The organism is Rhodococcus sp. KRD175 (assembly GCF_017168275.1).
Classification (GTDB): Bacteria; Actinomycetota; Actinomycetes; order Mycobacteriales; family Mycobacteriaceae; genus Rhodococcoides; species Rhodococcoides fascians.
Map to the genome: position 1 here is coordinate 347,605 of NZ_JABFAQ010000007.1, position 22,789 is coordinate 370,393.

Annotated in this window: 19 protein-coding genes; 5 read left to right on the plus strand and 14 right to left on the minus strand. The window is 65.1% G+C overall.

Going from position 1 to position 22,789, the window contains the following annotated elements:
• Positions 1-55: 55 nt before the first annotated feature.
• From J1M81_RS13885 to J1M81_RS13895, 3 genes are read right to left on the minus strand one after another with little or no spacing between them, the layout of a single operon-like run.
• On the minus strand, positions 56-1,471 hold the full coding sequence (locus J1M81_RS13885; RefSeq protein ID WP_206498208.1) for a VWA domain-containing protein: 1,416 nt from the start codon (positions 1,469-1,471) through the stop codon (positions 56-58).
• Between the two features lies 1 nt (position 1,472).
• Entirely contained in the window at positions 1,473-2,354 is an 882-nt protein-coding gene (locus J1M81_RS13890) for a MoxR family ATPase (RefSeq protein ID WP_027497532.1), read from the minus strand.
• 51 nt (positions 2,355-2,405) lie between these two features.
• On the minus strand, positions 2,406-3,686 hold the full coding sequence (locus J1M81_RS13895) for a glutamate-5-semialdehyde dehydrogenase (protein ID WP_032384540.1): 1,281 nt from the start codon (positions 3,684-3,686) through the stop codon (positions 2,406-2,408).
• 114 nt (positions 3,687-3,800) lie between these two features.
• Between J1M81_RS13895 and J1M81_RS13900 the strand changes: the two genes are divergently transcribed.
• Entirely contained in the window at positions 3,801-4,919 is a 1,119-nt protein-coding gene (locus J1M81_RS13900) for an NADH:flavin oxidoreductase/NADH oxidase (protein ID WP_032374567.1), read from the plus strand.
• A 20-nt stretch (positions 4,920-4,939) separates the two neighbouring features.
• Here the strand turns inward: J1M81_RS13900 and J1M81_RS13905 are convergent, their stop codons facing one another.
• The 9 genes from J1M81_RS13905 to J1M81_RS13945 all read right to left on the minus strand — a co-directional run bounded on the left by J1M81_RS13905 (position 4,940) and on the right by J1M81_RS13945 (position 17,755).
• A complete protein-coding gene (locus tag J1M81_RS13905; protein WP_206498209.1) occupies positions 4,940-5,896 on the minus strand; it encodes a D-2-hydroxyacid dehydrogenase in 957 nt (318 codons plus the stop codon).
• Positions 5,896-7,326, minus strand: coding sequence for an MFS transporter (locus J1M81_RS13910; RefSeq protein WP_051365181.1), 1,431 nt, complete (start codon positions 7,324-7,326; stop codon positions 5,896-5,898). The genes J1M81_RS13905 and J1M81_RS13910 overlap by 1 nt, the downstream gene beginning before the upstream one ends.
• A 111-nt stretch (positions 7,327-7,437) precedes the next feature.
• Positions 7,438-8,634: a M20 family metallopeptidase gene (locus J1M81_RS13915; protein WP_032374435.1), complete on the minus strand. Its 1,197-nt coding sequence runs from the start codon at positions 8,632-8,634 to the stop codon at positions 7,438-7,440.
• Entirely contained in the window at positions 8,631-9,977 is a 1,347-nt protein-coding gene (locus tag J1M81_RS13920; RefSeq protein WP_241258037.1) for a PLP-dependent aminotransferase family protein, read from the minus strand. Before J1M81_RS13920 ends, J1M81_RS13915 begins: the two co-directional genes overlap by 4 nt.
• Before the next feature lie 3 nt (positions 9,978-9,980).
• Positions 9,981-11,159, minus strand: coding sequence for a Xaa-Pro peptidase family protein (locus tag J1M81_RS13925; RefSeq protein WP_032374568.1), 1,179 nt, complete (start codon positions 11,157-11,159; stop codon positions 9,981-9,983).
• 221 nt (positions 11,160-11,380) lie between these two features.
• The gene (locus tag J1M81_RS13930; protein ID WP_230593412.1) at positions 11,381-12,094 is read right to left on the minus strand and encodes a GntR family transcriptional regulator; all 714 of its coding nucleotides are present in this window, start codon (positions 12,092-12,094) and stop codon (positions 11,381-11,383) included.
• A 14-nt stretch (positions 12,095-12,108) separates the two neighbouring features.
• Positions 12,109-13,584, minus strand: a complete 1,476-nt coding sequence (locus J1M81_RS13935) for an NAD-dependent succinate-semialdehyde dehydrogenase (protein ID WP_032368192.1) — start codon at positions 13,582-13,584, stop codon at positions 12,109-12,111.
• Positions 13,581-16,493 carry an FAD-binding and (Fe-S)-binding domain-containing protein gene (locus J1M81_RS13940; protein WP_080733331.1) on the minus strand — a complete coding sequence of 971 codons (2,913 nt, stop codon included), beginning with the start codon at positions 16,491-16,493 and terminating at the stop codon, positions 13,581-13,583. Before J1M81_RS13940 ends, J1M81_RS13935 begins: the two co-directional genes overlap by 4 nt.
• The gene (locus J1M81_RS13945) at positions 16,490-17,755 is read right to left on the minus strand and encodes an aspartate aminotransferase family protein (RefSeq protein WP_032374571.1); all 1,266 of its coding nucleotides are present in this window, start codon (positions 17,753-17,755) and stop codon (positions 16,490-16,492) included. Before J1M81_RS13945 ends, J1M81_RS13940 begins: the two co-directional genes overlap by 4 nt.
• 165 nt (positions 17,756-17,920) lie before the next feature.
• On the opposite strand from J1M81_RS13945, the gene J1M81_RS13950 reads away from it, so the two are divergent.
• Genes J1M81_RS13950 through J1M81_RS13960 form a run of 3 tightly spaced genes read left to right on the plus strand, consistent with a single transcriptional unit; the run spans position 17,921 to position 19,629 of the window.
• Positions 17,921-18,748, plus strand: a complete 828-nt coding sequence (locus tag J1M81_RS13950) for a ribokinase (protein ID WP_052061432.1) — start codon at positions 17,921-17,923, stop codon at positions 18,746-18,748.
• Positions 18,745-19,215: a helix-turn-helix transcriptional regulator gene (locus tag J1M81_RS13955; RefSeq protein ID WP_206498210.1), complete on the plus strand. Its 471-nt coding sequence runs from the start codon at positions 18,745-18,747 to the stop codon at positions 19,213-19,215. Before J1M81_RS13950 ends, J1M81_RS13955 begins: the two co-directional genes overlap by 4 nt.
• Positions 19,216-19,224: 9 nt before the next feature.
• Positions 19,225-19,629 carry a VOC family protein gene (locus J1M81_RS13960; protein ID WP_027497546.1) on the plus strand — a complete coding sequence of 135 codons (405 nt, stop codon included), beginning with the start codon at positions 19,225-19,227 and terminating at the stop codon, positions 19,627-19,629.
• Between the two features lie 19 nt (positions 19,630-19,648).
• Here J1M81_RS13960 and crcB read toward each other — a convergent pair whose 3' ends face one another.
• Both crcB and J1M81_RS13970 read right to left on the minus strand, forming a co-directional pair.
• Positions 19,649-20,023: a fluoride efflux transporter CrcB gene (gene crcB / locus J1M81_RS13965; RefSeq protein ID WP_027497547.1), complete on the minus strand. Its 375-nt coding sequence runs from the start codon at positions 20,021-20,023 to the stop codon at positions 19,649-19,651.
• A complete protein-coding gene (locus J1M81_RS13970) occupies positions 20,020-20,433 on the minus strand; it encodes a CrcB family protein (protein ID WP_080736430.1) in 414 nt (137 codons plus the stop codon). Before J1M81_RS13970 ends, crcB begins: the two co-directional genes overlap by 4 nt.
• Positions 20,434-20,478: 45 nt before the next feature.
• Here J1M81_RS13970 and J1M81_RS13975 point away from each other — a divergent pair, with 45 nt between their 5' ends.
• Positions 20,479-22,596 (plus strand): ATP-dependent DNA helicase RecQ, encoded by a 2,118-nt coding sequence (locus J1M81_RS13975; protein WP_206498211.1) that lies wholly within the window; start codon positions 20,479-20,481, stop codon positions 22,594-22,596.
• Positions 22,597-22,789: the final 193 nt, after the last annotated feature.

A 22,789-nucleotide genomic window follows, 5' to 3' on the forward strand; every position in this document is an offset into this window, starting at 1 on the left:
TCGTGCTGCACAACCGACGATTCTACGTCCGTGGCAGCGACGCCGGTTACACGCCTCATACCGGCAACAGTCGTGAGACCACCGTCGCGAGCTGTTGGGCCGACCGACACTCGTGCATCGCAATCACGTCCGCATACACCTTGGCCGCCGAATCACCGGATCCCCACTGAGATTTGGGCTCGGGGTTCAGCCAGTAGGCGTGCTTGGCCACCGAGACGATTCGGGCCAACGCCGGCAGCTTCGGTTCGCGATAGTTCGTCCGGGCATCGCCCAGAACGAGAACCGAACTGCGGCTGGTGATGACCTGCGCGTACTTCTCGTCGAACGTCGTCAGGGCATGCCCGTAATCCGAATGACCGTCGTAGGTCACGAGGTCCGCTTCCCGCACGATCCGGCTCATGGCTGCCCCGAGGTCTGCCCCGGAATCGAAGAACCGCGTCACCTCGTCGGTGGAGTCGACGAACGCAAAGATTCGCACCCGGGAGAACTGTTCACGAAGAGCGTGCACCAGCAGCAGGGTGAAGTTACTGAATCCGGCCACCGACCCCGAGACATCGCACAGCACAACCAGTTCCGGCCGGGCACGACGCGGCTTACGCTCCACCAGATCGATGGGAATACCGCCGGTCGACATGGATTTGCGCAGCGTGCGTCGCAGATCGATGGAGCCGTGCCTGCTTCGACTGCGGCGCACCGCAAGTCGCGAGGCCAGCAACCGCGCCAGCGGTGCGACGTTACGCCGCAATGCAACCATCTCCGCGTCCGAGGCACGCAGGAAATCGACTTCCTCCGCCAGTTTCGGCACGCCGTAGCTCGCTACCCGGTCGCGGCCCAGTTTCTCGGCCGACCGTCGCCTCGTCTCGCTCTCGACCATCTTGCGTAGGTCGGCAATGCGTTGCGCTGCAGTACGTTTGGCCACCTCCGACTCGTAATTGTCGGTGGGCCGATCCGGCGCGTCGTCACTCCGGCCCAGCAGGCCGTCGAGGATCTTGCGAAGCAGCGTGTCGGGAGCAACATCACGAAATGCCTGATAGGCCGAGAACGACGGCCCGTTCGAGGACTTGTACTGACCGAGCTCTTCGACCATCTGGGCCGCCAGCATCTGGGTCAGTTCGGCCGCCTCCGCCGAGTCGTCCGAGAGCAGTTCGACGATCAGTTCACGCAACGCATCGATATCGACCTCGCCTGTCTCGGTGCGAGGCAGCGCGGTGTCGATCTGCCCCGAATCTCTGGTACCCGATGCCACCGGAAACCACAGGTCGAACAACGCGTCGAACACCCCGCGGTGCGTCGGACGTCTCAGCAGCGCGCAGGCCAGCCCCTCGCGGACCGCTTCTCTGTCCAACAGATCCAACACCGACAGGACGCGTCCGGCATCGACGGTCTCCGACGGCCCCACCGAGATCCCACGCTTGCGTAACGCCTCGACGAAGCCGACGAGATGCCCGGGAATTCCGTGTGGGGCGAGCATGTCAGTTCAGCCGCAGTTCGGCGGCGGCGCGCACCTGATCGGACTGATGCTTGAGCACCACTCCGAGCGTCGACCGGACCGCGTCGTCGTCGAGGGTGTCCATGCCGAGGGCCAGGAGTGTGCGACCCCAGTCGATCGTCTCGGCCACCGACGGCAACTTCTTGAGCTGCATCCCTCGGAGCACGCGGACGGTCTTGATCATCTGCTCCGCGATTGCCTCGGGCAGTTCGGGAACGCGGCTGGCCAGGATTCGACGCTCGAGGTCCGCGTCGGGGAAGTCGAGGTGCAGGAACAGGCAGCGGCGCTTGAGAGCTTCCGACAGTTCGCGCGTGGCATTGGAGGTCAACACGACGAACGGGGTGCGCTCCGCAGTGATCGTGCCCAGCTCGGGAATGGTGATCGCGAAGTCGCTGAGCACCTCGAGCAGCAGGCCCTCGATCTCGACATCTGCCTTGTCGGTCTCGTCGATCAGAAGCACGGTCGGCTCGGTTCGGCGAATGGCCTGCAGCAGTGGCCGAGCCAGCAGAAACTCCTCGGAGAACACGTCGAGCTTCGTCGAGTCCCAGTCGGCACTCGAGCCGGATTGGATACGCAGGATTTGTTTGGCGTGGTTCCACTCGTACAGTGCCCTCGCCTCGTCGACGCCCTCATAGCACTGCAGTCGCACCAGTTCGGCTCCGGTCGACTGCGCGACCGCCCGCGCCAATTCGGTCTTGCCGACTCCGGCGGGACCTTCGATCAGCAGCGGCTTGCCGAGGCGATCGGCGAGAAAGACCGATGTGGCCGTGGCCTTGTCGGCCAGATACCCCGTCTCGGCCAGACGGGCCTGAACATCGTTCACGCTCGCGAACAACGGTGGTGTCGTCGGTAGGGCACGGTCCACGTCACAACTCCTGGAAGATCGGGTCTGGCGGGTCGAGTGGCTGCAGGCCGGTCAGACGGGTCTGATGTGCCCGTCGCCCCACACCGTCCATTTGGTCGAGGTCAGCTCGGGCAGGCCCATGGGGCCGCGCGCGTGCAGCTTCTGGGTGGAGATGCCGATCTCGGCACCGAAGCCGAACTGCTCGCCGTCGGTGAACGCGGTGGAGGCGTTGACCATCACGGCAGCCGCGTCGACTCGTCGGGTGAATTCGCGCGCAGCACCGATGTCCGACGCGACGATCGCCTCGGTATGGCCGGTGCCGTATCGGTCGATGTGGTCGATTGCCTCGTCGAGGCCGTCGACCACCTTCAGCGCGATGTCGAGCGAGAGGTATTCCTGCGACCAATCGTCGTCGCCTGCAGGAACCAACCCCGGCAGATCACCGTGCACCGTGACGCTGTGCATCTGGAACGCCTGCAACAACCTCGGCACCATGGTCTCGGCGATCGCGGCATCGACCAGCACCGTTTCGGCGGCGTTGCACACGCTCACCCGGCGGGTCTTGGCGTTGAGCACGATCTTCTCGGCCGTCTCCGCGTCGGCGGAGGAATGCAGATAGACGTGGCAGTTACCCACCCCGGTCTCGATGGTGGGAACCGTGGCATCACGCACGACTGCGGCGATCAGACCCGCTCCCCCACGCGGGATCACGACATCCACCAGCCCGCGGGCCTGAATGAGGTGGGTGACCGTCGACCGATCAGCACTGCCGAGCAGTTGTACGGCCGATTCCGGCAGCCCGTGGCTCGTGAGCGCACCCTGCAGCGCCTCGACCAGGGCTGCGTTCGACTGCGCCGCGGACGAGGACCCCCGCAGCAGCACTGCGTTCCCGGATTTGAACGCCAGACCGAACGCGTCGACGGTCACGTTGGGGCGCGCCTCGTAGACCATGCCCACGACGCCCAGCGGAACCCGCATCTGCCTGATCTCGAGCCCGTTGGGGAGCGTCGATCCGCGGATGACCTCGCCGATCGGATCGGGTAGGCCCGCCACCTGCCGCAGCCCGGCGGCAATACCGTCGATGCGCGGTGCCGTCAGCCGCAGCCGATCGAGCAGACCCTCGTCCGTTCCCGCAGCGCGGGCGATCTCGATGTCGGCGGCGTTGGCTGCGAGCACCGGCTCCGCTGCGGCCAGCACGGCGTCGGCCGCGGCATGCAGCAGCGAATCCTTTTCCGCAGTGGTCAGCAACGCCAGTGCACGTGAAGCGACGCGGGCTCGGCGAGCAGCCGAGTGCACGTTCTCGCGCTCGTCGGCAGAGGACGGCACCGAAGCGGCCGAGACGGAAGCAGTCATGCACTACACACTAATAGGGCCGGGGAATGAAGCTGCATCTCCACGTCGTTGCAGCACAGCGTGGACATCGCCGACGTCACCGACGTCGAGACCGACAGACCGGAGGAACCACCTGTGAGTGCCCTGTTCGAGCCCCTGACATTGCGCGAGCTCACCTTTCCCAACCGGGTATGGATGGCACCGATGTGCCAGTACTCGGCCGACGAGACGGGCGAGAACGTCGGCGTCGCGGGCGACTGGCATCGCACCCACCTGGTGAGCCGCGCGATCGGCGGAGCCGGCCTGATCATCACCGAGGCCACAGCGGTCAGCCCCGAGGGCCGAATCAGCCCGTCGGACCTGGGCATCTGGAACGACGCACAGGCCGACGCACTGGCCGAGATCGTCACCGAGATCTCGTCCCTCGGTACCGTCCCGGGCATCCAGCTGGCGCATGCGGGCCGGAAGGGCTCGACGGCGGCTCCCTGGCTCGGTGGCACATCACTGCCCGCCGAGGATCCCCGGAGCTGGGAAACCGTGGGCCCGAGCGCCGTACCGTTCGGTCGTTACGCGACACCACGGGAGGCGACAGCCGACGACATCGCGAAGATCGTCGACGATTTTCGTAACGCTGCGCGGCGCGCACTGAAGGCCGGGTTCCAGGTGGCCGAGATACACGGCGCGCACGGATACCTCCTGCACCAATTCCTCTCGCCAGCCAGCAACACCCGCACCGACGCCTACGGCGGCGACTTCGCGGGGCGGACTCGCCTGCTGATCGAGGTGGTCGACGCGGTCCGTGAGGTGTGGCCGGCCGAGCTTCCGGTGTTCGTCCGTCTGTCGGCAACGGACTGGCTCGACGAACCCGAGAAGTCCGATGCTGCAGCCGACTTGGAAGCTCCGAGTTGGACCTCTGATCAGACTGTCGCGCTGGCGCAGATACTCACCGAGCACGGCGTGGATCTCGTCGATACGTCCACCGGCGGGAACGTACGCGCCGAGATTCCGGTCGAACCCGGCTACCAGGTGCCGTTCGCACGGCGTATCCAGAACGAGACCACGATGCCGGCCGCAGCGGTGGGGATGATCACCGAACCGAAACAGGCCGACGACATCGTTTCGCTCGGCGAGGCGACTGCGGTGCTCCTCGCCCGCGAGCTGCTGCGCGATCCGTACTGGCCACGGCGCGCGGCCCGCGAACTCGGAGTGGAGATGGCACCGGCAGTGGCACCGCAGTACGAGCGGGCCTACTGACAGTCACATCACGAGACCGGTCACACCACGAAACCGAGCTTCTTGTCGACGACGTTGCGCAGCTGTTCGCCGCGGAAGTATCGCTGCGCGTTGTCGGCGAAGACGTCGGCGAGACGACTCTTCCACCCCGACGCGTCCCCGCTCATGTGCGGAGTGACGACCACGTTCTCGGCCGCCCACAGCGGGTGGTCGGCCGGGAGCGGCTCGGTCTCGAAGACGTCGAGCGCAGCCCCGGCGAGGTGTCCGGAAGCGAGATGCGTGAGCAGTGCATCGGTGTCGAGTAGCTCGCCGCGACCGACGTTGATCACCCTGGATCCGGGCTTCATCGCGGCCAACACGGAATCGTCGACCAGGCCCCTCGTCTGTTCGGTCAGCGGGGCAACCAGAACCAGGTAGTCGGCCCGCCCTACTTCGTCCACCAGATCATCACTGGCGTACACGGTGCCGAAGTCTCCGTCGCCGCCTCGCGCTGTTCGACCCACGCCGGAGACCGACATTCCCACAGCACTCAGCAGAGTCGCGATGGCACGCCCGATTGCTCCGGTGCCCACGATCATCACGTATGCACCGTCGATGCGTTCGGTCTCGCGGTGCTGCCAGGTCTTCGAATGCTGCAGTGTGCGCGAACGTTCGGAGTCCTTCGCGAACGCCAGAATCTGAGCCAGCACGAACTCCGCGATAGGCCGGTCGAACACTCCACGTGAATTGGTCACGACCACATCGGATTCCACCAGTTCGTCGAACAACAACGAGTCCACTCCGGCAGCGGCGATATGGATCCACTTCAGCGAACCGCACTGCGGCCATGCGGATTCGACTGCGGGCGAGAAGAAATCCCACAGCAGCAGGGCATCGGCGCCGTCGACGGCCTCGGCGAGCGTGTCGGCGGTGGCATATCTGATGTCGGCGACCTTCGCGACGGAATCGAGTCCGTCGGGAAGGTCGCCGGCATGCAGAACGGCCAGAACCGGACGCACTACTTCGACTTGTATCCGACGAGCTCGACGCCGGACGCAGCGACCTCGTCGTCGTTGTCACCGGGGCACTGGGTGCCGCGCAACGACCGGCCCGCGGTCTCTGGCATCAACAGGATCGGAACGAACGCGATGGCAGCTGCGATCATCATGTACCAACCGGGGATCAGGTTGGAACCCGTTCGGTCGATCAGGAACGTCAGAATCAGCGGTGCCGTGCCGCCGAAGAGCGCCGTGGAGACGTTGTATCCGATGGCGAACGCTCCGTAGCGCACCTGGGTGGGAAACAGTGCGGGCAGCGTCGACGACACGCAGGAGCACATGATGACCAGCAACACGCCGAGACCGAGCAGGCCGATGCTCTGGCCGATCAGGCCGGTGTTGATGATCAACAGAAACAGCGGGACGCTGAAGACGAAGTACCCCACACAGGCGACCAGCAGCAACGGCTTTCGGCCCACCCGGTCGGACAGAGCGCCGATGGGGTTGATGATCAACATCATGATGATCATGATGGCCACGAGAGTGAAGTTGGACTGAGTCGTGCTGTGCCCCAACGTGTCGCTGAGGTACGAGGGCAAGAACGTGAGCACCGTGTAGTACGCGATGTTGAGCAGCAGCACGAATCCCATCAGAATCAGGATTCGCTGCCAGTACGTCAGGGTGGCCTTGAGGGAGGTGACTGCTCCACCTGCACCTTCTTCGACCGTGCCGCCGTCTTCCTTGGCCTCGGCGAACACCGGAGAGTCCTCGAGCCGGGTCCGCAGCCACAACGCGACGATGCCCAGCGGGAGCGTCACCAGGAACGGGATTCGCCAGCCCCAGGCCTCCATGGTCTCGTCTCCGAGCCCGACGTTGAGCAGGGTGCACAGGGTGGCCCCGCCCACCGTGCCTGCGAGGGTGCCGAATTCGAGGAACGACCCGAAGAATCCGCGGCGCTTGTCGGGCGCGTACTCGGCCATGAACACTGCTGCGCCGCCGTACTCACCGCCGGTGGAGAAGCCCTGCACCAGTCGGCAGACGAGCAACAGCAACGGTGCTGCGATACCGATGGTGTCGAACGTCGGCAGCACACCGATCGCCGCCGTGGCCAACGTCATCATCGAGACGGTCAGGACGAGGACCTTCTGACGACCGATGCGGTCGCCGAGCGGGCCGAGCACGATGCCGCCGATGGGGCGAATGATGAACGACGCGGCCAGCACGGCGAACGTGGAGAGCAGGCTCGCTCCCCCATCGTCCGACGGAAAGAAGTTGGCGGCGATGTAGACGGCCAGGTAGCCGTACACCGCGTAGTCGAACCACTCCACGGCGTTGCCCAGTGCGGACCCGCCGATCGCGCGATGCAGAATTTTCGTTTCGTTCGCGCTGAGTGTGTCGGTACTCGGCGGATATCCGGTCGGCGAAGCTGCCGACCCTGAAGTTTCGGTCACGGTCCAATACCTCTCGCTTTATGACAACGTGGAGCGTCGGTTTGGTACTTCGCAGCGTCCGACTTTACGTCGACGCCGGGCGCACGTCTCGAACAACCCCCTCTTGGAAAACTAAAGACCAGGTGGCGCAGCGATTCTGGTGGCGATCAACGCGTACGCCTTTGCGCTGTCGGTCAATTGCTGCACGGCGACGGACTCGTCCGGCCGGTGCGCCTGGTTTTCGATCTCCCCGGGACCGAGCACGACGGTGCGGATACCCATCTGCTGTGCCACGAAACCACCATCGCACGAAGCAGTCCAGATGTCAGTGAAACCGGCAGATCCGATGTCGCGAACCGATTGCATTGCAGTGGTGACCAATCCATCGTCCGCAGCGGTGAGAAAGCCCGGCATTTCCATCGACACCTCGAGATGTACCTCGATTCCCGAACCGGTGATACCTGCCGCGTCGATGCGCGAACGCAGGTCGTCCACCACCTCCGCAGCGCTCTCGCCGGGTAGCAGCCGACGGTCGACCGTGAGTACGCACCGGTCGGCAACCATCGACGTACCGGTGCCTCCCGTCACGGTGCCCACGTTCCAGGTAGCGGGACCGAGTTCGGCGTGTGGATCCTCGTCCAATTCGATCTGCCAGTCCTCGATGACGGCGACGATGCGGGCGGCAGCGGATATCGCATTGGCACCGTTACGCGGCCGACCTGCATGAGCCGAACGCCCGCGCACGTCGATCTCGATATTCGCGGCTCCTCGGCAACCGACGATGGTCACCAGGTCCGTCGGCTCGGCCACCACGCAACACTGGAAACGACGGGGCCCCGGGTCGGCGACGAATGCTCGAATACCCAAGCCCGTGTCTTCCTCGTCCACCAGACACGCCAACGTCATCGGGAAGCGATCTGCAAGACCGGCATGGTTCACCGCATCCATAGCGGCCACCACTGCGGCCACTCCCCCCTTCATGTCGCATGCTCCCCGTCCGACCATGCGCCCCTCTCGCACGACCGCGGTGAACGGATCCGTCGTCCAGCCCGTGCCCGCCGGAACGACGTCGGAGTGGCCGACGAACAGGACCCCGGGGGTGTCATCGGGTCCGATCGAGGCGATCACGTTCGGTCTGCCGGGAGCGACCTCGATCGTGCGAACGTCGAATCCCAGTGCGCGACATCGCTCCGCGAGTATTTTCGCGCATTTTTCTTCGGTGTCGCCCGGATTTTCACCGCCCGCCTCGATCAACGCGGCTGTGAGAGAAACGATCTCGTTCTCATCGACGGCGTCGAGCAGAGACTGCTGGGCACTCGGAACGGTCATCGCGTGGGGTCGGAGGCGAGCAGATGCTTCGATTTTTCCACCGCGACGGCCAACCGCCTGATGCCTTCCTCGATGCGCTCGGGTGTCGACGAGGCGAAGCACAGCCGTAGCGAATCGTGAAACTTGCCGCCCACCGACAACGCCGGTCCTGGAATGTAGGCAACACCCTCGGCCAGTGCGGTTTCGAACAGATCCTGCGTCGAGAAATCGTGGTCGTTTCCACGCAATGTCGCCCACAGGAAGAAGCCCCCGTCGGGATCCGTGGTGGACATCGCGTCACCGAAGTGTGTCGCAATGCTGTTCTGCATCGCCATCTTTCGCGGTAGGTACACCGCAGCCAGCGACCGCAGGTGCTCCTCGAGCAGCCCGCGCCGGATGTACTCGGCCACCATCCTCTGGGCCGGAAGATTCGTACAGGTGTCCATCGCCTGCTTGGCGTTGACGATCAACCGACGCGCTTCGGGGGCCGCGTCCACCCACCCCACGCGCAGACCGGGAGCGATCATCTTCGAGAAGGTCCGCACCGAGAAGATCAGCGGATCGTTCGGACTCAGCGCCCCGAAACTCGGAATCGGGTCCCCCGAGAAACGCAGCAGGCCATAAGGATCGTCGTCGAGAATCACCGAACCCCATCGGTGTGCCAACTCGATCAACAACAGTCGACGCTCGAGCGAGAGCGTGACCCCGGACGGATTCTGAAAGTTGGGAATCACGTAGATCATCTTCGGTAGACGCCCGGCTCGCTCGACGAGTTCGGGTAACGCCTCGACGATCAGACCGTCACTGTCCATCGGTGCCTCGAGAATGTCGCCGCCGTAGCTCAACACGGTGGCAGTTCCGTTGGTGTACGTGGGACTTTCGACGATGACCAGATCACCGGGATCGACGAACAGCTTGCAGGCGATGTCGAGACCCTGCATGCCGCCCGAGGTGATGACGACCCGATCCTCGGACGTGGGTTCGCCGACGGACTCGAGATACGCCAACAACGCGTCGAGCAGACCCGGATCACCCTCGGTGGCACCGTAATCGAAGGCGTCCGCTGTGAGGACACTGCCGGCGATCTCGGTGAACGCGGCAGCCGGAACCGTCTCGGCTGCAGGAGATCCCATCGCGAACCTGACGATGTCGTGTTTCTGGGCAGCGAGAAGCGATGTCGACGAGTCGATCACCGATCCCACCAGTTGGTCGGTGCGCAGGGCCCAGGGAATGGCAGGAGTGGAGCCCGCGGAACGACCCTTCTGGGCGGGAGTGGAGCCCGCGGAACGACTCGGGGTGGCAGGAGTGGAGCCTGCGGAACGACCCTTCTGGGCAGGAGTGGAGCCTGCGGCGGAGGTGGTCATGTCTCACTCCTTCGTCAGTAGTTCTCGGGGGTATGCGGTGAATGTTTCGACGCCGGTGTCGGTGACTCGGACTGCTTCGGACACCTCGTATCCGTAGTCGTCCATCCACATTCCGCCGATGATGTGAAAGGTCATGTTCTCGGCCAGGACGGTCTCGTCGTCGGTGCGTAGGCTCACCGTGCGCTCGCCCCAGTCGGGGGCGTACGCGACGCCGATCGAGTAGCCGATGCGCGAGGGTTTGTGGAGGCCATGCTTGGCCAGGCTGGTGTTCCATACCTGAGCCAGCTCGGTTGCGGTGACCCCGGGGCGGACCGTTGCCAGTACCTCGTTCAGCGCTTCACCGGTGGATTCCGCGAGGTATTTCAGACGCGGACTCGGCTTGCCGAGCACGATCGTGCGGGCCATCGGAACGTGGTACCGCCGGAACACGCCGGCCAGTTCGACGACGGTGGTCTCGCCGCGTACGAACCGTTGATCCGACCACGTCAGGTGCGGAGTGTCCGCTCCTGCCCCGGTCGGCAGCATCGGCACGATGGCAGGGTGATCGCCGCCGAAGTCGGCAGTGCCGCGTACCTGTGCGTTCATGATGGCGGCAGCGGCATCGCACTGCCGTTCCCCTACCGAAATTGCTTGGTGCGCAGCAGACATCGCGGCCTCGCACACCGTCGCCGCACCGCGCATCAACGCGATCTCGGCCGGCGACTTGACCACGCGGATCCAATTGACCAACTCGTACGAGTCGGTGAATCGGTACTCGGGTAGCGATTTGACCAGCGCTTCGAAGGCTTTGGGGCTGAAGTAGTACGAGTCCATCTCCAGTCCCACTTGACCGTGCTCGAAGTTGTTGACCAACCCCAACTCTCGTAGCTTGGCGGCTACCCAGACGAACGGGTGGGTGTCTCTGCGCTGAACGAACGTCTCCGGGTATCCGAAGGTGTGGTCCTGCGGCAACCACGACGTACGGAACGCACCGTTGGCATCCATCTCGCGAGCGAAGAAGTACAGCTCGCCGTCCAGCGGCACGTACAGCATCTGCGGGGTATAGAACGAGAGTGCGTTGTAGCCCAGCAGATAGTAGAGATTCGCGGGGTCGGTGACGATCAGCGCAGTCAGGTTCTGCGACGCCATGCGCTGACGGACGGCTGCGAGCCGGTCGGCGTATTCCTCGTCGGTGAACGTGATGGGCGTGCTGTTCGGTACGTCCGGGTAGCGAGCCAGGCCGGGAGCAGCCCGTCCTGGAGTCTGCGCGGGTCCGATTGCGGTGACGTAGGCATCGTCGGATGAGGCGTTCACGGGCACCCCCTTCGGGAGGTCTTTTAGTAGATTGTTGACAATCAGGCTATCCGCAGGTGCCGGTGGGGAGCAAGGGCTGCCGTGTTAAAGCTGTGTTGCGCCCGAAGGCTCTACCCGGGTGTGGCGAGTACGGATTGCTCGGCCTGCTCGTCGACCATGGCTCGCGTCAGATCGTGCACGGCGGTGTCCATGTGTTCGTGGACGCCATTCTCGAGCGCATCCCAATCCGATCCCAGCAGCAGATCGACGATCAGCTGATGTTCCTCGACCAGGGCTTCGGGACGGTAGTAAGCAGTTTCGAGATTTGCCATGCAAATGCGTGCCTCGGCCGCCAGCGTGGCGTACATACGAGACATCCGACTGTTTCTCGTGGCCGCTACCAGGGCAGTGTGAAAGGCAAGGTCGCGTTCGGCGAGGCCACGCCAATCCGCCCGATCGATGAAAGGCTGCATCTGCATCACGATGGCCGAGAGTTCGTCTGCGGTCTTGATCAGCTGGGCACGATCTCCATGTACCAGAGTCCATGCCGCACCGACCTCGATCGCTGCACGCGACTGGTAGATCTCGGCGACGTCGCCGCTGCTGAGCTCGACGACGAACACACCGCGGTTGCGGTAGCTGACGAGCAGTCCCTCCTGATTCAGACGCTGCAACGCCTCTCGCACGGGGCCACGTGAAATCTCCAGCTCCGCCGCGACATTCGCCTCGTTGATCTGTTCTCCGGGCGCGTAGGACCCGTCGATGATGCGATCGCGAATCTGATCCGCGATCACCATCGACGTGTTGCGTGCGTCGATCGGTGTCAGGCGTCTCGAACCGGGCATGATCAGAACCTTCCTCAGCTGCGGGGAATCGCGAAGTATTTGTACTCCAGAAACTCGTCTATTCCGACTTTCCCGCCCTCGCGGCCGAGTCCCGATTGTTTGACACCACCGAACGGGGCTGCCGGATTCGACACCAACCCGGTGTTGAGCCCCACCATGCCCACCTCTAGGCGCTCCCCCATTCGCAGAGCCCGATCGATGTCCTGGGTGAACACGTATCCGACCAGTCCCCATTCGGTGTCGTTGGCCAGCGCGACGACCTCGTCCTCGGTGTCGAAGGGAACGATAGCGGCCACCGGTCCGAATATTTCCTGGGACATCAGATCCGATTCGGTATCGACATCGGTCAGGACGGTCGGTGGGTAGAAGTAGCCCGGCCCGTCCGGGGCCGCACCACCGACGACGGCGCGGGCACCGCGCGCGAGAGCATCGTCGACCAGAGCCTGGACCTTGCCCCGGCCTGCGTCGTCGATCAGCGGCCCCACCTCGGTCCCGTGAGAAGCGCCCGCGCCCACCCTCAGCGCGCCCATTCGGTCGGCCAAAGCATCCGAAAAGCGTTGTGCCACACTGCGGTGAACGAAGAACCGGTTCGCTGCGGTACATGCTTCGCCCATGTTGCGCATCTTGGCAACCATGGCTCCGTCGACGGCGCGGTCGAGATCTGCATCGTCCATGACCACGAAGGGTGCATTCCCGCCCAGCTCCATCGACGTCCGCATCACCGTCGCCGCCGCTTGTTCGAGCAGAATCTTGCCCACTGCCGTGGATCCTGTGAAGCTGATCTTGCGGGCAGCGCCGCTGCTCATCCACGACCCCACGACACCCGACGCATCGGTGGTCGGCACGATGTTGACGACGCCCGCAGGCACCCCCGCCTCGTGGAGAATCTGCACCAGCGCAAGTGCCGTCAGCGGCGTCTGCTCGGCGGGCTTGAACACGACGGTGCAGCCTGCCGCAAGGGCAGGCCCGATCTTGCGAGTTCCCATGGCCAGCGGGAAGTTCCACGGCGTGACGAGAATGCAGGGCCCGACCGGCGCGCGGGTGACCACGATGCGGTTCTTCCCGTCTCCGGTCAGGGTGTGATCACCCGAAATGCGTACCGCTTCCTCGGAGAACCAGCGAAAGAACTCGGCTCCGTACGCCACCTCGCCGCGCGCGTCGGCGAGCGGTTTACCCATCTCGGCGGTGATGATCGCAGCGAGCTCCTCCGAGCGGGCCATGATCATCTCGTATGCCGTCCGCAGTATGTCGCTTCGCACTCGCGGTGCGGTGGCCGCCCACTCCGCCGCGGAGTCGACGGCTGCAGCGAGCGCTTTCTCTGCGTCCGCGATACCGCCGTCCGCAACCGTGGCGATGACCTCGCCTGTGGCCGGGTCCACGACATCGAATCGGGCGTCCGATACCGACGGCACCCACTCACCACCGATGAAACAGTCTGTGGGAGAGGTGATGCGCGGACGCGTGAGGCTGGTGGTCGAGCTGGCGGTCATGGCCGCGGTCCTTTCGTCGAACGTGGATCGAGTATCTGTGCCAGGTGTACGGATGCATCGTCGCCCGAGTCACCGGTCAGTTGGCGCACCTGCATGTGACAGCTGAATCCGTCGGTCAGAACAGGAGTGTCGGGTTCGGTGGCCCGCAACGCGGGCGCGAGAGCCTGCTCGGCGACATCCATGCTGAGCTCGTAATGCCGACTCTCGAAACCGAAATTACCTGCTACACCGCAACATCCGGTGGCCTCACGTACCGACTCGATGCCCACGGCGGCGAGGGCTCGGCGCTGCGTTGCATCGCCGAAGACGGCGTACTCGTGGCAGTGAGTCTGCACCGTGACCGCAGCCGGCATGTCGCCCGAGGGCTGCCAGCCCGCGCTTGCCTGATCGATCACCGCTCCCGCGAAGCTCTGGACGCGTGCCGCGACCCTCCTCGCCGCGTCCGTGGGGACCAGTTCGGGCATGTCCTTACGGAACGCGGCCGCACAGCTCGGTTCGGTCACGACGATCGGCCTGTCGGTACCGTCGTCCAGCGCCGCAACGGCTTTCGTCAGCTGCTTGCGAGCGGACTTCAGCTGACCCGTCGAAATCCACGTCAAACCGCAACACACATCCGTTCGGCATTCGGTGGTGCGTCCGGAGTCTTCGAGAACGCGTTGTGCCGCACCCGCGACCTCGGGGCGAAAACCTTGTGTGAACGTGTCGACGACGAGCACCACATCGGCGTCGCGGCCACCGCCGACTCGGACGGCATCGGCCAGTTCCTTCGACGACGCGAACCGAGGCAATGCGCGTTCGGTGGTCAGCCCACCCAGACGTGCCGCCACTGCCGACACCCGGGGTGTCAGCAGACGATTGAGCAGCGGTGCCGTTCGCTTCGTCACCGCGAGCCATCGAGGCAACCACCCGAGCGAGTAGTGCGACAGCGGCCGCAGCCGCCTCGCGTAGTGATGGTCGAGGAACTCCGATTTGTACGTGGCCATGTCGACGCCGACGGGACAGTCCGAGGAGCAGGCCTTGCACGACAGGCAGAGATCGAGCGACTCCGCAACGTCCTTCGATGCCCATCCGTCGGCCACCGTCGGAGAACTGCGCACCATCTCCTGCAGCACCCGCGCCCGGCCCCGCGTCGAATCCTTCTCGTCACCCGTCGCACGGTAGCTCGGGCACATGACGCCACCGGTTGTCGTTCGACATTTCCCCACGCCCACACAGGATTGGGTGGCATGGACGAACGGGTCCAGATCGGGTCGCGACCCTATCTGGTGCAGATCGAAGCTGGTCTTCCACTCCCGGGCCGGGATGCCTTGAAGCATCAGGTTGTCCATCAGGGGTTCGGGGTCGGTGATGGATCCGGGGTTCAGGATTCCCGCGGGGTCCCAGATGCGCTTGAACCGGGAGAAGGCGTCGAGCATGCGAGGGGAATACATGACCGGCAACAGCTCCGAGCGTGCGCGGCCGTCACCGTGCTCGCCCGAAAGACTGCCGCCGTGCTTGACGACGACGCGTGCGGCAGCGCGCAGGAAGTCGTACATCACTCGTCGTCCGGCGTCGGTGCGTTGGTCGAAGGTGATCCGTACGTGCATGCAGCCGGCACCGAAGTGGCCGTACATCACTCCGGTCAGATTGTGTTCGGCCAGTAGCGAATTCAGGTCCGCGAGATACGCCGACAGGTTTTCCGGTGCCACGGCGGCGTCTTCCCAACCGCCCCAGGACTCGACTCCACTCGCCAGGCGCGTCGCCAAACCGGCACCGTCCTCGCGCACCCGCCACAACGCTGCGCGATCGGCCGCATCGGTCACGATACGACCCTCTTTGACGCGCCCGAGCCGACCGAGAGCCTCGAGCAACCGAGATGCCTTGTCCTGCACCTCTGTCGCGTCGGCCCCGTCGAGGTCGACGTACAACCAGGCATTTCCTGCAGGGAGCCCTCGTACCGAGTCCGGTCCGCGGCGATACTCCATCGTGCCGGCGATGTTGTCGTCGATTCCTTCGACGGCGGCGGGTGAGAACTCGAGAATGGTCGTCACGTCCGCCGCGGCGGCCACCACGTCGTCGTATCCGAGACACAGCAGCAGTGCGGCTGGGGGTACGGGCACGACGGCGACGGTCACCGACACGATCACCGCGCAGGCACCTTCGCTTCCGACGAGGGCCCGGGCAACGTCGAAACCGTTCTCCGGCAACAGATGCGAGAGGTGGAATCCCGATACCTGACGCGGGATGCGACCCAACTCGACCCGTAGAAGGGCCAGATTGTCCGACACCAGCGAGCGCAGCTCGTTCGAGATACGTTCGGCTGCAGCGACAGCCGCCGAGTCCTGGGTTCGCAGCGCCTGCACACCACTGCGGGTGACTCGCAGCAGGTATCCGTCGGCGGTCACCACGTCCATGGCCACCGTGTGGTCGGCGGTGCGTCCGTACCGCACGGAGTGGTTACCGCACGCGTCGTTGCCGACGGCTCCGCCCACCGTCGCGCGGGTCTTGCTGGACGGATCGGGCGCAAAGGTGAAGGCACCGTCGGTCCGCGTCACCAGCTGACGTTGCAACTCCGAGATGACGATTCCGGGCTCGACGACGGCAGTCCTGGACTCGGTGTCGACCGAGAGCACCCGGTTCATGTGGCGCGAGAAGTCGAGGACGATCCCACGGCCGATTGCGTTGCCCGCCATGGAGGTACCGCCGCCACGCCCGATGACGACAACGTCGGCGGCGGCACACAGCGACACGACCGTAGCCACTTCGTCGGCGCTGCGCGGAAAGACGACAGCGGCCGGCGGGACTCGGTAGTTCGACGCGTCGTAGGAGTATTCGGCCAACCGTCGGGACGAATCGTCGACGTCGATGCCCAGTCTTCGCACTCGCTGTACGAGTGCGGGCACCTCGGAACGAACTGGGGCTGCTGTCACAGCACGTTCTTCAATGTCCGCGACAACGCGTCGAGTCCGAACGTCATCTCGTCGTCGCTCACGATCAGTGCGGGGATGATACGAACCACGTTGCCGAGCGCACCGCAGGTGAGCAACAGCAGCCCTTCGTCGATGGCACCCTGTTGCACCCGCAGAGCAGCGGCGGCGTCGGGATTGCCCGAGCTGTCGACGAATTCGAGCGCCTGCATCAATCCGAGTCCCCGAGCATCACCGATGGCCGGGTGCTGTTCCTTCAGCGCGAGAAGGCCGTCGAGGAGAACTCGGCCCTGCGCTGCCGCGTTGTCGACCAGCCCTTCCTCGCGCACGACGTCGAGGGTAGCGACTCCCGCCGCAGCAGCGACGGCGTTGCCGCCGTAGGTTCCGCCTTGCGACCCCGGCCATGCCTTGCCCATCAGCTCTGCCGATGCGGCGATCGCCGAAATCGGGAACCCGCTGGCGAGTCCTTTTGCGGTGATGAGGATGTCGGGGGTGATCGACGAGTGCTGATGGCCCCAGAACGTTCCGGTGCGTCCGACTCCGGCCTGCACCTCGTCGACTATCAGGACGATGCCGTGGGTGTCGGCGCGTTCGCGCAAGCCCTCGAGGAATGCAGGGGGTGTGGGGAGGTATCCGCCGTCGCCCAGCACCGGCTCGATGATGAACGCAGCCGTATCGGCGGGGCTGGACATCGTCATCAACAGGTAATCGAGTTCCTTCAGCGCGAAGGCGACTGCGGTGTCCATGTCCCATCCGTACCGAAATGCATACGGAAACGGTGCGATGTGCACCCCACCCATGATCGGCGAGAATCCCGATCGGAACTTGGTTCCCGCCGTGGTGAGCGATGCAGCCGCCACCGTTCGCCCGTGGAAGCCGCCGTGGAATGCAACGATGTTCGGTCGACCGGTTGCCATGCGCGCCAATCGGATCGACGCCTCGACTGCCTCGGATCCCGAGTTCGCGTAGAACACACTGTCCAACCCGGCAGGCAACACTTCTCCGAGCTTGTCCGTCAGCGCGAGCAGAGGCTGATGCATGACGGTCGTGTATTGGGCGTGGATGATCTTGCCCACCTGTTCGCGAGCTGCCTCGACCACGCGGGGATGGCAGTGACCGGTGCTGGTGACGCCGATCCCGGTCGTGAAGTCGAGGTACTTGCGCCCGTCGGTCCCGATGATCCAGCTGCCCTTTCCGTGGTCGACGACGATCGGGGTCGCCTGCTTGAGTGCGGGGCTGAGGTGGGTGCGAGTCGACGCTGTCATGGGTGCCATCGTCACCCACCGATTACGGATTGTCAACAATCTGCAATTACGAATTCGGGGCCGGATCACGCCGTTCGGTCGAGCCCAGGGCGATAGGTTTCGGTCGTGTCCGCATCGAACCCTCGCTCGAACAGCCCACGCATCGTCGTACTGGGCAGCATCAACATGGACCTGATCACTCGGACCCCCGCCCTGCCGGAACCGGGCGAAACCGTGTTGGGGACCTCGTTCGACACCGCTCCCGGCGGCAAAGGTGCCAACCAGGCGATCGCGGCGTCGAAATCGGGAGCTCGCGTGAGCTTCGTCGGGGCGGTCGGGGACGACGAATTCGGGCCGACACTGCGGCACACACTCACCAGCGCAGGCGTCGACGACCGTGCTCTGCGAACCGCAGCAGGAGCGTCCGGTATCGCCGCCATCACCGTCGACGACCGAGCCGAGAACAGCATCGTGGTCGTCGCCGGAGCCAACGGCGGTGTACACGAGCTCACCGACGACGACCTGGCAATCATCGACGAGGCCGATATCCTGCTGTGCCAGTTGGAGATTCCTCTCGAGACCGTGCTCGCGGCGTTCGAGTACGCGCACTCCCACGACATCGTGACGATGCTCAACCCGTCCCCCGTCCGGGATCTGCCCGACGCTCTGGTTGCCGCCACCGACGTCCTGGTGGTCAACGAGGCCGAGGAAGCGCGCATCGGGAGCCGAGCGGACGACATAGAACATGTGGTCACCACGCTGGGCGCACGAGGCGCGAGATACCGCGGCTCGGAATCGTTCGATGTACCGGCGCCGAAGGTCGAGGCGGTCGACACCACCGGAGCGGGCGACGCTTTCGCCGGGGCACTCGCGGCGTCCTGGTCGAGCGGTCCCCGCGCTGCAGTCGAATGGGCCGTCGCCGCAGGTGCTTTCGCTGCGACGGGAGCCGGCGCGAGCGCGTCCTCGGGAACGACGTCCCAGATCCAATCCCTCCGCAGTTCGGACGCGCGATGAATGCGTACGACCCGACCGAGCTCCGCCTGCTGCGCCGCGCACGCGATCGAATGGATCGCGATTTCGCGCAACCGCTCGACGTCCCGTCACTCGCCAGAACCGCGCTGATGTCCACTGCACATTTCAGTCGCCGGTTTCGGGAGGCCTACGGCGAGACGCCGTACGCGCATCTGATGACACGACGAATCGAGCGCGCCAAAGCACTGCTGCGACGCGGAGACGTCACGGTCACCGAGGCGTGCTTCGCCGTCGGCTGTACCAGCCTCGGGTCGTTCAGCTCGAGATTCACCGAGATCGTGGGCGAGACACCGAGCGCCTACCGCGCCCGCGATCATCGTGGCAGCCACGCCGTACCCAGCTGCACCGCGATGGTTCTCGGACGCCCGATGCGAGGGCCCACATCCCCGACGGCGGCGGTGACCGAGCCGAGCAGAATCGAAGAAGCATCTGCGGCCGGGGCGTCCTAGCCTTCATCCATGACACTTTCACTGAGCCACGTTCACGTCTACACCGACGACCCCGATGCCTCGGTTGCGTTCTACCGAGACGCTCTCGGACTCGAGGTCAAGAGCGAGGTGGCCAACGACGGCTACCGCTGGATCACGCTGTCCACCAGCGAACAACCCGAGATCGAGGTCGTGTTGTCGCAGCCGCACGCGGGCCGTTCTCGGGAACTGGGCGATCAGCTCGCCGCGCTGCTGGCCAAGGGCGAGTTGCCGGGACTGCTGTTCCGCGCCGACGACCTCGACGCCGCGTTCGAGCGGATCCGCGCGGCGGGTACGGGCGAGATACTGCAGGAGCCGACGAGTCAGCCCTGGGGTGCCCGCGATGCCGCGTTCCGTGATCCGGCCGGAAACATGGTGCGCGTCAGCCAAGCCTGAAGTGTGGCGCCCGCCTCGACTACAGAGCCGAGGCGAGCGCCAGACCGCCGCCGCACGCGAGTACGGACGCCACCAGCGTGCCGATCGCGTTGACGGCGGCGTCGACCCGGCGGCCCTGCTGCAGTAACCGCACGGTGTCCACGGTCGAGGTACTGAAGGTGGTGTAGCCCCCACAGAACCCGGTTCCGAGAACTGCCTGCGCATCGGTGGAGCCGGCGCGCAGCATCACCCAGCCGGCCAGCAACCCGAGCAGGAACGAGCCCGAGATGTTGATGCCGACGGTTGCCCACGGGAAGCTCGTGCGCGAGCTCAGCCGTGACTTCACCTCCGCATCGACGAAGAATCGCGCGACCGACCCGAGCGCGCCGGCCAGGATCACCAGGGCCGCGATCATCGGATCACTCTGTTGGCGAACATGATTCCGGCTCCGGCCGCCACAACTCCCAACACCACACTGACGACGGCATATGCCGACGCCAGTCCGGTGAACCCGCCCCGGACACCCTCGACCGCTTCGAGGGCGAAGGTGCTGTACGTGGTGAACGCGCCACAGAACCCCGAACCGCCGAGCAACCGGAGCCGACGCCGTCCACCCGTATCGGGACCACTGCGCAGCAGCGACTCGAGCAGCAACCCCAGCACGAAAGCACCGACGATGTTGATTCCGAAGGTGGCGAGAGGCCACTGCGACGTCGTGTGCGGGAGACGTTCCTCGATCGCATAGCGAGCAGCAGTGCCTGCCGCGCCGCCGACGAACACCGTCGCCAAGGCCGCGAGGTTGCGGTGCGATGCCGGGTCGCTCACCGCCGGCTCTGCTCTCTGTCGTACCGATGCTGCACGATGAACAGTATGACGACAGCGACGCACGCGACCGTAGGCAACTTGCGCGAAGACGCCGAAAGGCTGCTGCGTGAGCTCGCCGGCCCCGAAGCGGTGTTGCGCGAGGACCAGTGGACGGCAATAGAGGCGCTGGTCGTGCACCGTCGGCGTGCGTTGGTGGTCCAGCGGACCGGTTGGGGTAAGTCGGCTGTCTACTTCATCGCCGCGAAACTACTGCGCGCCCAGGGTCTGGGACCGACGGTCATCGTGTCGCCACTGCTGGCGTTGATGCGAAACCAGGTCGCCTCTGCGCAGCGCGCCGGGGTGCGGGCGGCGACCATCAACTCGGGCAACATGACCGAGTGGGACGAGATCCATCAACAGGTGAACTCGGGCGAGCTCGACGTGCTGTTGGTCAGCCCCGAGCGCCTGAACAATCCCGACTTCCGCGACCAGGTGCTGCCGTCGTTGGCCGGTGACGCCGGCCTGGTCGTGGTCGACGAGGCCCACTGTGTCTCCGATTGGGGACATGATTTCCGGCCCGACTACCGGCGGATCCGCACCCTCATCGCCGAACTGCGCGACGGCATACCCGTGCTGGCCACCACGGCGACCGCGAACGACCGGGTGGTCGACGACGTCGCCGCCCAACTCGGGGTCGGCGGCGGAGACACCCTGGTCCTACGCGGCGGACTCGCACGAGACTCACTACGGATGTCGGTGGTGCGGATCGAGAACGCCACCGAGCGCGCAGCGTGGCTCGGCGATCACCTGAAGACCCTGCCGGGCTCGGGAATCATCTACACGCTGACGGTCTCGGCCGCCAAGGATCTCGCCGCGCTGCTCACCGACCAGGGCCACGTCGTGGCGTCGTACACCGGTCAGACCGACCCCACCGAACGCGAATCACTCGAAGCCGACCTACTCGCAAACCGGGTCAAGGCGCTCGTCGCGACCTCCGCACTCGGCATGGGGTTCGACAAACCCGACCTCGGCTTCGTCGTGCACATGTGGGCACCGTCCTCGCCGATCTCCTACTACCAGCAGGTCGGTCGCGCCGGCCGCGCCACCGAACGCGCCGACGTCGTGCTCCTCCCCGGCCACGAGGACCGGCAGATCTGGAGTTATTTCGCCTCCGTCGCATTCCCGCGGGAACATCTCGTGCGACAGGTCATCGAGGCACTCGATACCGACAAGGCTCAGTCGACCCAAGCTCTCGAGCCACTGGTCGAGCTCAATCGCAGCAGGCTCGAGATGGTGCTCAAGGTCCTGGACGTCGACGGTGCCGTCAGACGCGTCCGTGGCGGTTGGATGGCCACCGGTGAGTCGTGGACGTACGACGCGAGCCGCTACGAACGCCTCGAGCAAGCCAGGGACCGTGAGCAGCAGGCGATGCTCGACTACCAGAGCACCGATGGGTGCCGGATGGAATTTCTTCGTCGGCAGCTCGACGACCCCGATCTCGGCGCACCCGGCACCGAGTCCGACCGTTGCGGCCGATGCGACAACTGCACGGGCGAGCATCTCTCGTCCGCGGTCGATGCCACGTCGGTCGACTCTGCGAGGGCCCGGCTCGATCGCCCCGGACTCGATCTCCAGCCCCGAAAGCAGTGGCCCAGTGGGATGAAAAAGCTCGGTGTATCGCTCTCGGGCAAGATCGGCAACCCGCACCGACCGGGTCGCGTTCTCGGCCGCCTCACCGACCTCGGGTGGGGTGGACGCTTGCGAGCCCTGCTGGATGCACCCGACGCTCCCGTCACCGAAGCGCTGGAGAAGGCCTGCATCTCGGTGCTGGCCAACTGGGACTGGGCCGACCGCCCGACCGCCGTGCTGGCCCTGGACTCCCCCACCCACCCGCTGCTGGTGCGCTCGGTAGCCGAGCGCCTGGCAACCGTCGGGAAGCTGGAGAACCTGGGAGTGATGCAGGTCAGACCGGGACATCCTCCGGTATCGGCCGCAAATTCGGCCTTCCGAGTTGCCGGCCTGGTGGACTCGTGGGAGGTTCCGGACGTATCGTCCGTAGACGGGCCGATTCTGCTCGTCGATCTGCTCACCGACACCGGTTGGACGTTCACGTGTGCGACCGCTGCACTGCAGGCTGCGGGAGCGGATGCGATCCTCCCCTTCGCATTGGCAACGCCCAAATAGGGCGCATTGGCATCGCCGAACCAGGGCCTTCTCGGAATGCGAGTTTGAAAACGCGCCAGATGGGTACCGCCAGCCGATCCCGAAATATGTGAGCACCATCACAATCGGCGGTTAACCAGGCAAAGCATGTTCGATTCGGGCGTCGATTCTCCGACGCACTCGATATGCTCCCGACTCCTTGTTACGGTCGTAT

Coding starts and splice junctions, on each gene's coding strand:
- J1M81_RS13885 (WP_206498208.1), bottom strand. CDS start 1,471: ATGCTCGCCCCACACGGAATTCCCGGGCATCTCGTCGGCTTCGTCGAG.
- J1M81_RS13895 (WP_032384540.1), bottom strand. CDS start 3,686: ATGACTGCTTCCGTCTCGGCCGCTTCGGTGCCGTCCTCTGCCGACGAG.
- J1M81_RS13915 (WP_032374435.1), bottom strand. CDS start 8,634: ATGACCGTTCCGAGTGCCCAGCAGTCTCTGCTCGACGCCGTCGATGAG.
- J1M81_RS13920 (WP_241258037.1), bottom strand. CDS start 9,977: ATGACCACCTCCGCCGCAGGCTCCACTCCTGCCCAGAAGGGTCGTTCC.
- J1M81_RS13930 (WP_230593412.1), bottom strand. CDS start 12,094: ATGCCCGGTTCGAGACGCCTGACACCGATCGACGCACGCAACACGTCG.
- J1M81_RS13935 (WP_032368192.1), bottom strand. CDS start 13,584: ATGACCGCCAGCTCGACCACCAGCCTCACGCGTCCGCGCATCACCTCT.
- J1M81_RS13945 (WP_032374571.1), bottom strand. CDS start 17,755: ATGACAGCGTCGACTCGCACCCACCTCAGCCCCGCACTCAAGCAGGCG.
- J1M81_RS13950 (WP_052061432.1), top strand. CDS start 17,921: ATGGACCTGATCACTCGGACCCCCGCCCTGCCGGAACCGGGCGAAACC.
- J1M81_RS13955 (WP_206498210.1), top strand. CDS start 18,745: ATGAATGCGTACGACCCGACCGAGCTCCGCCTGCTGCGCCGCGCACGC.
- J1M81_RS13960 (WP_027497546.1), top strand. CDS start 19,225: ATGACACTTTCACTGAGCCACGTTCACGTCTACACCGACGACCCCGAT.
- crcB (WP_027497547.1), bottom strand. CDS start 20,023: ATGATCGCGGCCCTGGTGATCCTGGCCGGCGCGCTCGGGTCGGTCGCG.
- J1M81_RS13975 (WP_206498211.1), top strand. CDS start 20,479: ATGACGACAGCGACGCACGCGACCGTAGGCAACTTGCGCGAAGACGCC.